Annotated in this window: 10 protein-coding genes; 5 read left to right on the top strand and 5 right to left on the bottom strand. The window is 45.7% G+C overall.

Going from position 1 to position 16,287, the window contains the following annotated elements:
- Positions 1–281: 281 nt before the first annotated feature.
- The 5 genes from ACYU8Y_RS26220 to ACYU8Y_RS26200 form a co-directional block, all read right to left on the bottom strand.
- Positions 282–1,466: a DUF6371 domain-containing protein gene (locus ACYU8Y_RS26220; RefSeq protein ID WP_460941146.1), complete on the bottom strand. Its 1,185-nt coding sequence runs from the start codon at positions 1,464–1,466 to the stop codon at positions 282–284.
- A gap of 77 nt (positions 1,467–1,543) precedes the next feature.
- A complete protein-coding gene (locus ACYU8Y_RS26215; protein ID WP_460941145.1) occupies positions 1,544–3,007 on the bottom strand; it encodes a S1 domain-containing protein in 1,464 nt (487 codons plus the stop codon).
- Between the two features lie 280 nt (positions 3,008–3,287).
- Positions 3,288–3,653, bottom strand: coding sequence for a hypothetical protein (locus ACYU8Y_RS26210; RefSeq protein WP_460941144.1), 366 nt, complete (start codon positions 3,651–3,653; stop codon positions 3,288–3,290).
- Between the two features lie 59 nt (positions 3,654–3,712).
- Positions 3,713–4,747, bottom strand: a complete 1,035-nt coding sequence (locus ACYU8Y_RS26205) for a hypothetical protein (protein WP_460941143.1) — start codon at positions 4,745–4,747, stop codon at positions 3,713–3,715.
- Positions 4,748–4,793: 46 nt separating this feature from the next.
- Positions 4,794–6,119, bottom strand: a complete 1,326-nt coding sequence (locus ACYU8Y_RS26200; RefSeq protein WP_460941142.1) for a site-specific integrase — start codon at positions 6,117–6,119, stop codon at positions 4,794–4,796.
- A gap of 746 nt (positions 6,120–6,865) precedes the next feature.
- Here ACYU8Y_RS26200 and ACYU8Y_RS26195 point away from each other — a divergent pair.
- From ACYU8Y_RS26195 to ACYU8Y_RS26175, 5 genes are all read left to right on the top strand, one after another.
- A complete protein-coding gene (locus ACYU8Y_RS26195) occupies positions 6,866–7,465 on the top strand; it encodes an RNA polymerase sigma factor (RefSeq protein ID WP_460941141.1) in 600 nt (199 codons plus the stop codon).
- A 120-nt stretch (positions 7,466–7,585) separates the two neighbouring features.
- On the top strand, positions 7,586–8,689 hold the full coding sequence (locus ACYU8Y_RS26190; protein WP_460941139.1) for a FecR family protein: 1,104 nt from the start codon (positions 7,586–7,588) through the stop codon (positions 8,687–8,689).
- A 79-nt stretch (positions 8,690–8,768) separates the two neighbouring features.
- A complete protein-coding gene (locus ACYU8Y_RS26185) occupies positions 8,769–12,236 on the top strand; it encodes a TonB-dependent receptor (RefSeq protein WP_460941137.1) in 3,468 nt (1,155 codons plus the stop codon).
- A 19-nt stretch (positions 12,237–12,255) separates the two neighbouring features.
- Positions 12,256–13,707 carry a RagB/SusD family nutrient uptake outer membrane protein gene (locus tag ACYU8Y_RS26180; RefSeq protein ID WP_460941135.1) on the top strand — a complete coding sequence of 484 codons (1,452 nt, stop codon included), beginning with the start codon at positions 12,256–12,258 and terminating at the stop codon, positions 13,705–13,707.
- 114 nt (positions 13,708–13,821) lie between these two features.
- On the top strand, positions 13,822–15,900 hold the full coding sequence (locus tag ACYU8Y_RS26175; protein WP_460941134.1) for an alpha-galactosidase: 2,079 nt from the start codon (positions 13,822–13,824) through the stop codon (positions 15,898–15,900).
- The last annotated feature ends 387 nt before the right edge of the window (positions 15,901–16,287 follow it).

Below are 16,287 nucleotides of genomic sequence, written 5' to 3'. Positions count from 1 at the left end.
TATCAAATAGATCACTGTTTTCGGCTAAATCAGTCGTGGAAAGGCTCCTGGTTCATCTTTACCATAACCAGCATCGACTAAACTATTCGATAAGGTCTTACGAGTTGTGGCTAAAATCTGAACTTTGGGTCTAAGCCTTTGATAGTTTACCTTTTTGGGAAAGGTGATATATTTACCTTCACACTGATCGCATTATTGGGAATTCGCACGACAACCACTGGTCCTTTTACTTCGTGGAGCATCTTACGGTTAGTTCTACTTTATGAGTAGTTGCTTTTTTATCATAAGACTTCTCCAAAAGTCATACCGCTTCCGTCAGCCGGGCGATAACGGGGCCGCATGAGTATGTCGCGTAGGTCGACGTTATTTTCACCAGTCAGGGCATTCTGCTGTACGTAGTCAGTCACATATAACGACTGGACTAATGGCCGTAAGAATTCGGCTTTCTTTTGCCAATCGGTAAGCTTACCAGTATCTGGCCATAAGACCACGTCCTTCCCTTTTAAAACGCTGAATGTTTCGGGCTTCGTCCAACCCGCTCCAGAGCTTCCCCCCGTTGCCAGCCATACGTATTCATGCCATATTAATGAACATACAATAGCGGTTGACTCTCCTTCAACCAAAGCGACTTTCTTGTTAGGGTATTTATTCAGTAGGTGTTCGCCAAATAGACACTGTTTTAAATGTATGTCAGTAATACCAGCCTGTTTAGCTATTCTTTTACCAGCGAAAAAGATCTTACTCTCGCCAGATTTGGTAGATTTGAACCGTTGTTCTGTTTGATCCCAGTGTTCGGCTTCCTGATCTATTTTTACTCTACGTCCATTCATAGCATCGAAGGGGATAATCTTCACCTGTCTAAGGTTGCCATCTATGTCAAATTGAGGTAGACAGGTGGATAGGTAACCTAAATATTGCCAATAGTTTGACGTACCCAAACGGTAACGTGAAAATGCCTTGTTAGCCACCGAGAAGCTGAACGTGTAACCCAGATATTCATATAAGCCATTGCGTTCGAACAATATTTGAGAGCGCTCATACAGATCAATAGGCAAATAACCAACCTTTGGCAATGGCATCATTATCGACTGCTCACGTGGTCTATATACGTTAGATGGAGATGTAATTCCAATATTCCGCTTTCCATTAAGGTCGATACCATAGTACAGATGGTACAGATCGAACAAAGCCGTCATAAAATCAACATTATAAGCTTTTGCATAGGCAGTAATTGGATACCAGCATTCATTAGTTTGATGGTTATAGATAACTGGTTTACCGCGTTTATTGGAGATATAGTATCGTTCCGCACTATTACGGGTCTGGTCAAATAATCTGACGAGTTGCTGATTTCGAGTAAGGGACTGCCTTGCTAATTGGGACAGGATGGCCGTACCAAAGTCCGTTTCGAGTTGGTCGGCAAGGGAAGGGCTAAACATACTGCTGACTGCTAATGTAGGTGCCAAATAGATTTTGGCAGGCTAGTTTTCTTACTGCCAACTGCCAAGCCCCCTATAAGGGGCTTGGCAGTTGGCAGTAACTTTCAACAACTTGGGTTCAACTGATAAAACTGATCTCTACCCTTACGAAACTCTCCAAGCACCACCGGGCGACCATCTTCATTATACATAGCTGGTCGTTCTTCTTTGATAGTTTTTAGACGGTCCCGAATAGTTGAGTTATTAGCATCAAACTCGTCTTGTAATTTCTTATGTACTTCGCCTTTGGGCATTGGGCCTTCAGTTAATAAACTGACCAGACGGTCGGTTATGTCTTCAATATCAGCTTTATGTTTTCGCTGATTATTATGTGCGGCCACCTGACTGGCATCCGCTAATACTAAGCGATTTTCCTCCTTCGAAAATTGTAGTAAGACAGCTTCCGGACGTTTGCCTCGTCTTAATTTTAAGTATCGCAACTTTATTATATCAGTCTCATTTCCGTTGGCATCTCGCTCTAACGCAATTTGGAGAGCGGTACTGGCTTTATTGGCAGCTTCTGTTCCGGTATGTCCTCTAGCTTTCTCTGTGCCTGGATTCTGGTGAATAACAAGCATAAAGGTTGCGTCGTAGTTATCGCAGAGATTTCCCAGGAAATCAAACAACTTCATTGATTCTCTAGAGTCATTAAAGTCTCCAATTGCATCTGTAACTACATCAATCAGGCAAAAAAGGTGCAATTTCGTATTTTCACGTACATCCCTTAAAAAGCATTCGATGGCACCGAAACGATAGGGCCGTTCGATTGCTTTGATGGATGTAAATCGAAAGTCTTTAGGTTGGGCTTCGAGTGCAAAACCCGCATTCAGCTTTATATTCTGTATGGCGGAGGGTAATTCTTCATTCAGATTGCGCTCAGTGTCGATATAACAGACGCAAAACTTTTCCTGTGTCTGTTTATAAAAAACCAAAAAGTTGGGATCTTCATCATCGCGAGCCAACATCATAGATGCAAATAGTTCGGCTAACCTTGACTTATGGCTTCCATAAGCACCCTGAATAATATTGATTGTCCCTCGGCCAATGATACCTGCTTCACCGCGTTTTATTAAGGCAGGACTGAATACTACAGGCTTTGTAGCAATATCACTCAGTAGCTGTTCACGTTCCAATAATGAGATGAGCCATTCATCTTTTTCTTTACTTTCGGCTTTCTGGTGAGAGCTAGCTTGTGGGCTGTTAGGCTCCTGAGTCTTATCCATTTCAGTGACAACCTCGCCATAGATAGCAGAAAACCTACTACTACTTGAATTAGAACCGTGTTTACTTATATGCTCATTTGCGTTCTCTGTATCTAGTTTATTTAAATCTGATACAGAGAACGTAGAGTTTGTTTTTAAATAAGTTTCTAATGCTTCTTTCTCTGTTGCCAATCTCCCCGTACGATTCAAAGGACTTACTATTTTAAAAACAACCCTATAGTGTTTTACACCACGAATAACTATACTAATCCAAAGGTCACCATTGGCTGCAGTGAACCGATCAGGAGCAGTTGTCTGACTTTCCATAAAATTTTTTATTAAAGCCTAGGTACAAGGCGGGTTTGAGTTTTACTTAACTGGCAGACTTTTTACAACCAGTTTTTAAGATCGCCGGGAGTGCTAACGACGTAAAGAAGGCTGTTCGCTTCTTCTGGTATATCGTAGTCTTCTAGGCCTGGCTTAAGAAAGATAAGTCGAACATGAAAATAGCCAACCTTAGCCCTTATACGCGATCCAAATTTGGCGAAATCAACATGCCATACTTGACCGCCGACCTCTCGAACAGCAACGGAAATTTGAAAGAGTGTCATATGCGCTTGCCTTTCTTGGCTAGTTGACGGCTGATCTGCTCTTCTGCGGCCTGTTCAAGTTTAGCCGCACTCGGCATGGGTTGGCGGGTCTGACTTCTTAGCCAGTTTAAAACGGCTACTTTCTCGTAGAGAACTCGTTTACCGAACTTGACAACACCCGGTATCTCACCTGCTGCGGACTTGATACGAAGGGTACTTGCTGGTACGCCAGAGCAAGTGGCGGTTAGCCATTTGAAATCGCCGTAAGGATCGGCTTCTGGGGCGGGGGTAGATTGATTGATTTTGATTGCTCTATCGACGGCATCAAAGATTAGGGCTTCTAAGCTTGGCCCATCAAGTATAATTAAAACTGACTTTTGCATCACCGTGCTTAATTTGGTTGATACAAAAGTCAGCTAGCTTATCAGCCGTTAAAAACCAGCTATCGTCCATTATCGTCCATTATCGTCCACGTAAGACGATCTATTGAAATAGCATTAAGCCTACGTATAAAGCCTCGTAGAGCGTCGTCGTAACTTATTATTGATTCATTTCTTGGCCTGCTATATGGCAAGCCTATTTGCTGAGCAAATATTTGGGTCAACTCAGAAGTTGGACGAGCAGGAGGAAGTAATTGTCTTTGTTGCAAAGCCTCAACGAAAGCCATCAAACTATTCTTTTGGCGAGCTCCGATCTGGTGAGTCCCATCCTTTTTAATCAAGTTTAGCCGTTTCAAAAAGGCCAGACAAGAATAGGCGTCACATTCTTGCTCAAAGATGTCTTTGAATTTGTCACTCAAAATAATTGATAGGCTTGTAGTCCTTTGATCAGGTAATTTAAACGAAGACTCCTGTGGATTATACACGCCATAGGCGTTAAAGCCCTTTAAGTCAAGCGTGTAAATATGTATACCTAAAGCCAATTTAGGGAGCCTTTTCAAGTATTTTATTACAGCTGGCCAATAAATATCCCGGTAGACAGCTATATTCCACTCAGCCCTGCCAGTACGCTCTAAGAATGACTTTTCCCAACTTTTGTCATTGAACTTGTCTATAGCCCTTTGAAAGGCTTCAATCCAACCAACCGTCAGATTGGGCATATCATTAAATATAAAGGATGTAATTTCTGTAATCTTATCTCGAGTTTTCTCTATCTCTGCACATAGTAAGTCAACCTGCCTTAGTGTTGGGCATGATGCAACTGCCTTAGTTAATTCTCTACGTATCAATTCAGACTCAAGAAGCCCTTCCCATCTATCGGCCATCCTATAAAAACGGGTACGTTCATACGGAGGTGCTAACCCGGGTGCTTCAGGTAGTGAAGCTATGAAGTGTACAAGGAACCAATCCTTTTCATTTAACGGCTTCTCACATTCCTCTTTATACTTCTGGGGAGTAAACAACGGTACAGTTCTACACCAAATGAAGTCAATAGTTTCATTAAGTTTATCAAAAAGGGGAGTTTCTATAGATGACATAATTAGGTCAAAATATTCTAGCCTGATCTTATTGGCTAATAATCAATTATAGATTTTCAAAAGCAGCATCAACCAAATCGGTATCGAACTCAGATAGGTAAATCTGGGTCGTTCGTTCATCAGTATGACCCATTGCTTCGCTGATAACGGCTGTAGAAACGCCGGAATGTTTTAGGGCCGAAGCAAAAGCGTGCCTTGCGACGTAAGTGGTTAAGGGAGTTGTAATGCCAACTGCTGTACCTATAGTTTTTAAATCCTGGTTAACCTGCCCCATAATTTTAGAACACCGGTTATGCATCTGCGTGGGGGTCTTATGTAAAGCCGTGTTGAGGATAGGAAAAATGTAGGCGTTGGGGTAAACGTCCTCGCCCTTGTACCGTTCAAGAATAGCCAGTACAACTGGCATTAGTCGAAGAGAAAACTTCCCGCCTGTCTTTTGGCGTATATATGACAAACGCGGTTTATCCTCTAAATCTGTGCCGATGTTCTTCCAGCGGAGCGTAGCCATATCAACGAAGTTGATACCCCCACAGTAATACGAAAATAGAAATAGATCCTTGGCCAGTTGTACACGCTGGCTGGTGTCGCGGAGGCTGGCATAAGGGCCTTCATAGGGTGATGGCTTATAACCTTCAACTTTACGAATATCCGCTTTACTGATCGCCCGCTTAGTAGTAGTCAGGTTAAACTTACCTATCTGGAATTTATTCTTTTCGGCGGCATTCCTAGCAAACGGGTAGCTGGTGGGTTTTGCATAACCGTTAGCAATAGCCTTATTCAGTACCGCTCGAAGCGTCCTGAACTTCACCGATAACGTAATTTCGGTCAATCCCTCACTTCTCATCTTGATTTCCCACTCGTTGCAGAACTTGATGTTTATGCCATCAAATGATACATCCTGGCCTTCACCAATAAATCGACGTAGGTTGTTTTGAACGTCCCGGTAGACTTTACTATTACCTACGTTGCCCGTTTTATCAAATTGGCCAATCAGTTCATCAAAATATGCCAACAGCTTGAATTTGCGGGTAACCAGCCGTTCACTACTAACTTTTGTAGCTACAGAACGAACATCGTGTACCTCATCGGACTCAGCTAAGGTTTCAGCTGCATTAATGTATTTCTCCTCCCATTTCCGCAAAGCTTCTTCGATGACTTTTCGCTTTACTGCGGGTACGCTTTTCCTAAATGTATTTGTCTCTTCATTCCAAAACTTGGGGTGTATCGTCAGCCCTGTTGAAATATATTTACGCTTACGATCTTTGGTTATGCGTAGCATAAATGGGTGGGAACCATCTGACAAAGTTTTAGAGGTAAAATAGATTACCTTGACAGCTGCTTGACTTTCTTTATGCTCAGTTGACTTTGCCATTTCACGTAAACCGGTTTACACATTGGTTTACACAAACATACAAAATTAACCAAAGCTAACAAAATATGATTCATATAACATTCTTGCAATTAGTTTAAAATCAACTCGATACGTTATCAACAAAATCTATCTAACATACTTGACTTGAGCTTCCCAAGCTGCAGGCCGTGGGTTCGAGACCCATTTCCCGCTCAAACATAAGCCCATGAAAATTAGCCGGTTAGCAGCGATGCTGGCCGGTTTTTTCTTTGGTCTTCACGGCGGTTTACACAACTATGTAAGTTGCCCTTTGCGTTGTTATTAATTTCAATAAGGCTCTAAGTTATCTTCGTCATGATAACTCATAACATCACAGCTGTGTATTGATCGACTCAAGTCCATGCCCCCTTCTACCAACACATATGCCTTAATTTGGCTTAGCTAGGGGAGGGTTTTCCTGAAGATTTGAGAAAGATAATTGAACACGTACAATCCCTAAATTTACAGCCATTTACGGCGTTCATATACCACTACTCTTTAGTCTTTATATGAACGATTTCATGTTTGTCTTGTCCTGTATTTATTCGGACATATAAATGAACACAAGTTGGGCAAAAAGCCTTAAAATGCCGATTAATCCCAATCAATCGCCAAACCCAGCGGTCTATATACGCATGTTAGTTAATGGGTTGAATGATTCAGACCTAGTTTGTTCTTACGAGTAGATTAACGCGTTTTTTACTTCCACTAGAAGCGCTGACCTACTCATGAAAGCTGATCTATTGGACGATACCTCACTTTGGCAACGTTTCCGAACAGGCGATGCGGTTGCCTTTGATCAGCTGGTTTACCGTTATTTTCAACCGTTATATCGCTATGGCGTCCGCCTGGATGCTGATGACGAATACGTAAAGGATTGTATACAGGATGTATTCATTGAACTATGGCAGCGTCGGAATACCGTTAACGAAACAGAGTTTGTTAAATTTTATCTCCTTAAATCCCTCCGTCGTCGCATATTTCGGGGAAGAGCCAAATGGGGTTCGGGTTGGGAGTCGTTACAGGAAGATTATCTTTTTGAGGTCGAGTTTTCAATTGAGTCCCAGCTTATCAATCAGCAGATTACCCAAGATCAAGTCCGGCAACTGGAAGCGTTGTTGAATCAACTATCCAAACGGCAAAAAGAAGTCATCTTTCTTAAATTCTACCAAAACCTGACTCACGAGCAGATTGCCGAGGTAATGGCCCTAAACCGGCAGTCGGTGTACAATATCCTCCATGAAGCACTTCAACGACTGCGCAACACTTGGCAGGGCGATATGGCTTCCTTCGTGGTCTTACTCGAGTTATTGATTGACTGCGCATAGCTCAGGTGCCGGTAATCATTACACAAAAATTATTTTTATATTTTATTTCATTTTACCCAGTAGGATCGGTAGGGTGACTGCATGTTGGTACTAGAGAGCTAGGTTTTAGCTTATTCCTTCATGAAAAACTACCAGGATTACCAGTTAACTGATTTTTTGCTCGATGAGTCATTTAATCGATGGGCTCGCCGGGAAAGCTCACCAGAAGAGGGGGCCTTTTGGCAGAATTGGCTAAGCCAATATCCTGATAAACGGGAGGTTGTTGAGCAGGCTAGTTTGCTCATAACCGGTTTACAGGTCAAACCATACCGGGAAATCACGGAACAGGCGTTGCATCATCAAGTCGATCAGATTCGGTTCCACACGCACCAACGGCGCTCAATCGGACTATCGATCCCCGCTCAATTTGGGTGGTTAGCGAGAGTCGCGGCCATCCTCCTGCTCATCTCCGGTATTGGTATGTCGATATGGGTATACCGAAATGCGTCGAATAGATCCGTTTATGCACAACTGGTCCAGAGCGCGCCAATGGCTTTACTGGAGAAGGTCAATACAACAAGAAATCCTTTATCCTTACACTTATCGGACGGCAGCCAGGTTACGCTTCAGCCTAACAGCCGCATCAGCTTTGACAAGCAGTTTAAGGGTGACAAACGGGAGGTTTACTTGATGGGAGAGGCTTTTTTTAATGTACAAAAAAATCCACGGAAACCTTTTTATGTGCATGCCAATGAAGTGGTGACTAAAGTTTTAGGGACCAGTTTTACGGTTAAGGCCTACGAAAATCAAGCGAATGTGCAGGTTGCCGTGCGAACGGGGCAGGTGTCTGTCTTTGCCAGAAACGACTGGCAACGGGCAAAAAAAGAAGTAAACAGCGATGTGCCTGGTGTTATCCTGACGCCAAACCAAAAAGTGGTTTTCAACCGTCAGGAAGGCCACTTTCACCGAACAATTATATCCAATCCAGTCATCATTAATCACCGGTTCGCCAACGATGTTTTCGTGTATGACGAAACCCCGGTTACCGAAATTTTCACCCAGTTGGAAGACGCTTACGGTGTTGATATCGTCTTCGACGAACAACTGCTCAAGCATTGCACCTTAACGGCAAAGTTTCATGACGAACCGCTGCTGGAGAAACTTAATCTCATCTGCCAAACCATAAAAGCATCTTACCAAATCGTTGACGCTCAACTTGTCATTAGTGCCCAGGGGTGCTATTGATTCTATTTTCTAATCCTTTTACACACAATTAAACCATATGAAAAAAAATAGACCTCTACGAACTTTCGCTCAGGGTCTCTTGAGAACGTCCCTCGTTCAAGGCTGCTTGCTGATGCTGTTTGCGGGTATGACGTATGCGACCACTGTCGATGCCCAATCGCCCCTGGACCGCCAGATTAGTCTGCAATTGGAAGATATAACGGTAAAAAATCTCCTGAAGACGATTGAGCGCGAAGCCGATGTTGAATTTATGTACAGCGACAAAATTATTCAGTCCAATCGGAAAGTCTCGATCACGGTCGCTAACGAACGACTCTCTGTTGTACTCGATAAATTTCTACGTCCGCTACAACTGAGCTATCAGGTAACGGGCAAGCGCATTCTGCTGAACTCGATCAGTCCAAACTTGCCACTACTGTTAAAGACCAGTCAAAGCCCAGCGAGCGTTACGGCCGACCGGATTGTTACTGGCTCGGTTACGGATGATACCGGTGAAGGGCTTCCGGGCGTTAGCGTCATTGTTAAAGGCAGCCAACGCGGCACGACTACCGACGCTCAGGGTAGCTACCGACTGAGCGTACCCGATGGCGGGTCGCCCATTTTGGTGTTCAGCTTTGTTGGTTACCAAACCCAGGAAGTGGCGCTTGGTAATAGCAGTCAACTATCGGTCAAGCTGCTGAACGACGATAAAACGCTCAATGAAGTGGTCGTCGTGGGATACGGTACCCAAAAGCGGGAAGACGTTACGGCGGCTATTGCTTCGGTACCTATGTCCGAGATACGCGATATGCCCGTATCCAATGCGGCAACGGCTTTGCAGGGGAAAATAGCCGGGGTGGTTATTCAACAGAATAATGGAACGCCGGGTAGTACACCCGCCATCAAGGTCCGAGGGTTTGGCTCGATCAGTGCGGGGAATTCACCGCTGATCGTGGTGGACGGAAACATCGTAGATGCCAACGTATTTGGCCTGCTGAATAGCAACGATATTGAGAGCATTGATGTCCTTAAAGATGCGTCTTCGGCGGCTATATACGGTTCCAAAGGCTCCAACGGAGTCATTTTGGTGACAACCAAACGAGGTAAAAATGGCAAAACCAATGTCAACCTGGACGTTTACACAGGTTTTCAGCAGGTGACCAAAAAAATTGATCTACTCAACTCACAGCAATTTGCCGAGTTTGGCAAAGAATCCTCGAACAACGCCTACATTGACAATGTGCCGGGTGCTAGCATTAATGATCCCAACAGTGTTCGACCAACCTCCTACCTGCGTTACCGCTATCCCCGGGGAGAGGTGTATGACTGGTTCAATTTTGATGATCCAACGCGGGTGGCCAATCTGCCGTATCACGACTATCAGGATATGATTTTTAGAACGGCCAAGATCAGTAACTATCAACTTGGCGTTTCGGGCGGCACCGATAAAGCCCGTTACCTGATTAGCGGTGGCTACCTCAAACAGGATGGAATCATCAAGGGCTCCACCCTTGACCGCTATACCTTACGGGCCAATGTCGATGTCAATATTACACCCCAACTACGAGTGGGTCTGAACCTAAACCCGTCGTTTAAGCAACAGCAGGAAGTTACGGCCGATGGGCACTGGGCTAACAACGGGATCATCAATGCTGCATTATCGGCCATGCCCATGGCACCGATTTACGCAGCCGATGGCACAACCTATTCCTCGCAGACCGAACTGGCCGCACCGTATAACTATCCGGGTATTACGAATCCAATTGCCAACATTACTGAGAACCATAGCCAATACCAGCAAGCTAATTTGTTGAGCAACGCCTACGTTGAATATAATTTCCTGAAAGCGTTCAGGTATCGGGCGTCGGGCAATATCAATTTTACGGAATACCGTCGGAATGGATATCGCACATCCCGTATTCCACTCAACCAGTTGCTGCCGCCCAACGTAGCCACGGGGAGAGCCGAATCCGAGCAAGGACTCGGCTGGTTGTTTAACCAAACCCTGACTTTCACCAAAACCTTGAACGATGTCCACAACCTGGAAGTACTGGTCGGAATGGAGTCGACTCGGTATCAGTATCAGTACAGTTTGGGGACGGGTAGCTCTTATGCCAACGACGTGGTAGAAACGCTGAACGCCAGTGCGAGTGGCACAACGTCTACCATCACGTCTAACCGCCGGGAAAACGCGTCGGCATCCTATTTCGCCCGGATCAACTACAATTATAAAAGTCGATACCTGGCTAATTTCTCCGTGCGTCGGGATGGTTCGTCCATCTTCGGTCCCGAAAATCGCTGGGGTACCTTTCCCGCTGGCTCGTTAGGCTGGCGCATCAGTGAAGAAAGTTTCATGAAGGGTATTAGCGCATTGTCGGAAGCCAAACTTCGGGTTAGCTACGGTTTCTCGGGAAACAATGCGTTCATTTCGGGCGGTAGTCCCGATTATTATCCCTATGCCGCCACCCTCCGGCCCGACAACTATAGCTACAACAATACGTTAGCCAATGGATTAGCACCGAGTTCATTGGGAAACCCCCTGCTGGGTTGGGAAAAGAGCCAGCAATTGGATGCCGGTATTGATGTAGGGTTGTTCAATAACCGCATCTATCTGATTGTCGACTATTACCAACGGATAACCAAAGATCTGCTGCTGGCGGTTAACGTACCTTCGCTAACAGGCTTTACGTCGGCCGTTAAAAACATCGGCAAGATGGAAAACAAAGGTTGGGAATTTGCTATTAACACCCGCAACATGACCGGCGCTTTCGTATGGAATACCAGCGCCAACTTGTCATTCAACCGCAATAAAGTGGTAGCCCTCGGGCCAACGGGTGACCCGATACGAAGCAATAGCGGGGTCGATCAAACGAACATCACTCAGATCGGATCGCCGATCGGAAGCTTTTACGGCTACAAACAGCTCGGTATCTTCCAAAATCAGGCCGATCTGGATCGCTATCCGCATGATGCAACGGCCAGACCGGGCGATGTAAAATTCGAAGATGTAAATGGCGATGGGAAAATTACGGCCGACGACCGGACCATTATTGGCAACAACCAGCCCAAATTCATTTACAGCATGACCAATAGCTTTAGCTACAAAGGATTTGATCTGAGCATTGCCCTTCAGGGCACCCAGGGTGGACAAATCCTGAACTTAAGCCGTCGCTTCTTCGAGAATCTGGAAGGAAATGCCAACCAAATCACGACGGTTTTGACGCGCTGGCGGTCGGAGAGCAACCCCGGCGATGGCGTTACACCCCGAGCGAACGCCCGTACAACAGGCAACAACAACGCGGTTTCTTCCCGTTGGGTTGAAGATGGTTCGTACCTGCGCATTCAGAATCTTAGCCTGGGTTATCAACTACCGAAAGCCTTGCTGAACAAAGCCAAAATCCAGCAGGCACGTCTCTATGTATCAGCTCAGAATCTACACACCTGGACGAAATACCTGAACTACAATCCGGAAGTGAGCAACTACGAAGGGCCGCTAACCGGCGGTGTCGATTACGGCTATTATCCACTGGCAAAAACGTTCACCGTAGGTATCAATCTGGGTTTCTAAACCGAAATGACGAAAAAAAATGAACGCATCTAAACTATACATTTCGCTGGCATTAAGTCTGGTTCTCAGCGCGTGTAGCAACGAGTTTCTGGACCTGAAACCGATCTCATCGGCCACCGCCGACAATTTTTACCGAACCGCTGACGATATCAAAAATGCCGTCAATGGGGCTTATGCGTCGTTACAATCGGGCGGTGTCTTTGGCAACAGTTACGTTTTCGGTGACGTTGCTTCCGATAACACGGTACCACCCGCATCCGGCTCCGTAACCGATCAGGATGAGTTTGATCGGTTTTATATCCGAACGACGAACCCCTTTATCTCCGGACGCTGGAATGATAGCTATACGGCCATTGCCCGCTTTAATACGATTTTGGATAAAATTGGCGGGGTGACTATGGACGAAGCACTGAAAAATCGCTCGATAGCGGAGACAAAATTCCTGAGGGCTTTGGTGTATTTCAACCTGGTCCGCACCTTTGGTGACGTGCCGCTGATCCTGAAATCTATCTCGAATCCCGATGAAGGCTACACGTATGGACGATCACCCAAAGCGGATGTATACGCACAAATTGAAAAAGATTTAACGGAAGCCGAAACGGGATTACCTGTTTCTTACCCAGCCGCTGAGGTCGGCAAAGCGACGAAGGGAGCAGCCAAGGCTTTATTGGGTAAAGTATACCTGACTGAAAAGAAGTATGCTCAGGCAGTTCCCAAACTCAAAGAAGTAATCGATTTGGGCGTTTATGACATACTACCAAACTACGGCGATGTTTTTAAGGTCAGCAACAAAAACAACAAAGAGTCGGTGTTCGATGTGCAGTATAAGTCCGGTGGCGCGGGTGAAGGTAATGCATGGCCAAATTCCTTTGCCCCGGAAAATTCGGGCAATGCGGTCATTGCCTTCGGGGGCGGAGGAAACAATCAGCCTACTGCTGACTTGATCAATGCCTACGAAACGGGCGATAAGCGTAAAGATGTTTCGCTCGCTACGTCCTATGTGAACGCCAGTGGGCAGACCATTCCCTACAACTTTGTGAAGAAATACTACGATACGCCCGTTACCAATAACGACAATGGCAATAACATTCCGGTTATTCGCTATGCCGACGTAGTACTGATGTATGCAGAAAGCCTCAACGAGGTTGGGTACCAGGCTACGGGCGATGCGTTTACCTACCTGAACAAGATTCGTAGCCGCGCTGGTCTGGCCAGCAAAACGGCGACCGATATTCCTACGCAGCAAGCCTTTCGGCTGGCTATGGAACAGGAACGCCGGGTCGAGTTTGCGTTTGAAGGCCAGCGCTGGTACGATCTGGTTCGAACCGATCGCGCGATAACGGTGCTGAACGGCAAAAAAGACCAAATCAGGTTAGTGAATACGCTCACGGAAAACAACCTGGTTGATCCAATACCGCAAAGCCAGATTGATATTAATAAAGCGAAAATTCAGCAAAATCCGGGATATTAATTAATCTGGCGTTCCGGTTGCAATACAGGGTAAAAGGGAACAACGGCTGTCTGTTCCCTTTTACGTTTACTCAATTGGGTTTACAAAAAACGATTGTTGCACAATGACTTATTTATGAAACCTTTACTTATTATCGGTTGCCTGTTGTTTTGCCTTTTCGAAAAAAGTTGGGGCCAGTCTGAGCTTGCATCCTGTCAGGCCACCCGGCAAGGAGATACCTTAATTCTGGGTAACTCGCTGATTCAGCGAACGTATTTATTTAAAGACGGGAATCTTACCTCGTTATCCATCACCGATAAACGAACGGGCAAAAAATGGGTAATGGGTAGCCTGGGACCGGATTTTGCCCTACCCGTTAAAACAGGCGATCCTGCTAGTGGTAGTTTTACGGTTAAAGCCATGGCAGAAACGGGCCTTTCTCCCGCCCATCTGGAAGCCGAAATGGTGGTGGCACTAGGAACACTATGGGTAAAGCGCATCTTTCGAATTTATCCAAACTGTCCGGTTATCGCCTGCGATTATTACCTGAAAGGCAGTGCTCCCAATTGGCAGCAGTCGGCCCAGCTGGCCTACGATCTGCGTAATATCGAAACGCAGGCCGCTCAAAAGGAAGGCTCGTCGAACACGGTGGTTATGGACCGGCTGGCGCTGCCCGGTCCGCATTGGAAAGGAAAGTCTGTCGAGTTTTTTGACGCTACCGACCAGAACAATACGCTTGTACAGGAATATACCCGGCTGGCCTATCGACAGGAGGTACGGATGCGGGGTAATTTGATGTTTCTGGATGAAGTCGGAACGAATGCGGGTCTTTTCTGGCTCAAGGAAGCTCCCGTTTCGAGCGTGCAATTAGCCTACCCAGGGTTCGATTTCTCGCTGAAAATCGGGGAAGCGCGTGCTACGGGAATTGGCCTGTCCCCAAGCGATTTACAAGCCAATGAATGGGTGCGGGGATACAGCCTTGTGCTGGGTGTTAGCTCGGGTGGAGAACAGGGACAATTGAGCGCATTACGCACCTATCAGCAGCAAGTACGGGTGCGTAAAGCGAATCGGGATGAAATGATTTTGCTCAATACCTGGGGCGATAGGGGGCAGGATAAAAATATCAACGAATCATTTGTGCTTCATGAACTGGAGCTAGGCGGAAAACTAGGCATCACCCATTTTCAGCTCGACGATGGTTGGCAACAGGGGAAAAGCGCCAACTCTGCTTTTCAGGGCGGTAGTTTCAAAGATATTTGGCGCCAGCCTGACTATTGGCTGCCTGACCCGAAAAAATTCCCGGAGGGGTTCAATCGAATCGTCGAAGCAGGAAAAAAGCGAGGTATTACCTTATCGACATGGTTTAACCCGAGTGTCGATAGTAGTTTCAAATACTGGGATAAAGATGCCCAGGTCATGATCAATCAATACAAGCAATACGGTATTCGGATGTGGAAGATTGACGGCGTACGAATTGCCGACAAACAGGCTGAAATCAATTTTCGAAAAATGCTGGACACCGTGATGGTCAGTACGAGGGGCGAAGCCGTATTTAACCTGGATGTGACGGCCGGTCGGCGGTTTGGCTATCATTACTTTTACGAATACGGCAACTTGTTTCTGGAGAATCGCTACACCGATTGGGCGAATTATTATCCCCATTTTACCCTACGAAATTTGTGGATGCTTGCTAGGTACCTGCCACCACAGCGATTGCAAATTGAATTTTTAAATAAATGGCGAAACCAGGATCGGTATGCGCGGAGCGATGAGTTTAGTCCGGCCCATTACTCCTTCGACTATCTTTTTGCGGTTACTATGCCCGCTCAACCGCTGGCCTGGCTGGAAGCCCGGAACCTGCCTGCTGACGCATTCGACACCGCCAATCTAATTAAAACTTATAAGAAGCACTGGCAGGCCTGGCACGACGGTCAGATCTTCCCGATTGGCAATGAGCCGTCAGGAACAAGCTGGACCGGATTTCAATCCAGTATGGTTCAGCAAGCAGTAGGTTATGTGTTGATATTTCGAGAGAAAAACAAGTCTGATACAGCCCGGATAAAACTCGCTAATTTGTTGCCGGGAACCTACGAGTTCACCCACCTAACAGGACAGGGTAAACGGTTTCGGCAGAAGATCAGTATTGATCAAGAGGTGCTATTTACTTTACCGAAGCCCTTAGGGTATGGCTTTTACCGCTATGAAAGGTTGTGATAAGCAACGTTTTTTTAAACGGCAATCGTGTAGGAGGAAAAAGGCTGTAAACAGCCCTTTGTTCTAATTGAATACACAGCTAAGGATTAGCGAACTAAAAGCCACACACTAGTCAAAACCTGTCCCTTATCAGATTCTTCCTGACCAGCCTATCCGACCGTTTCCATAAATTCCTCCGTGGAGCGGGTATGGATGTATGGGTCATCGATGTCTTTCTCTTCATCAGGACTGGTCCGGGGATTATCACTAACCATTCTGCTAAAATTAAAGGATAAAAAAAGAACCTATTCTGAATCGTGAAGCCTAATCAATTTAGTTAAGCCCTACACCCTATACTACGGTTGCGTCTACTTTGCGTCCACTACCTTACTTTTAAGAATCAGGAGA

This window comes from Spirosoma humi, from assembly GCF_054776575.1.
This window is presented reverse-complemented; position numbering and strand designations above follow the sequence as displayed.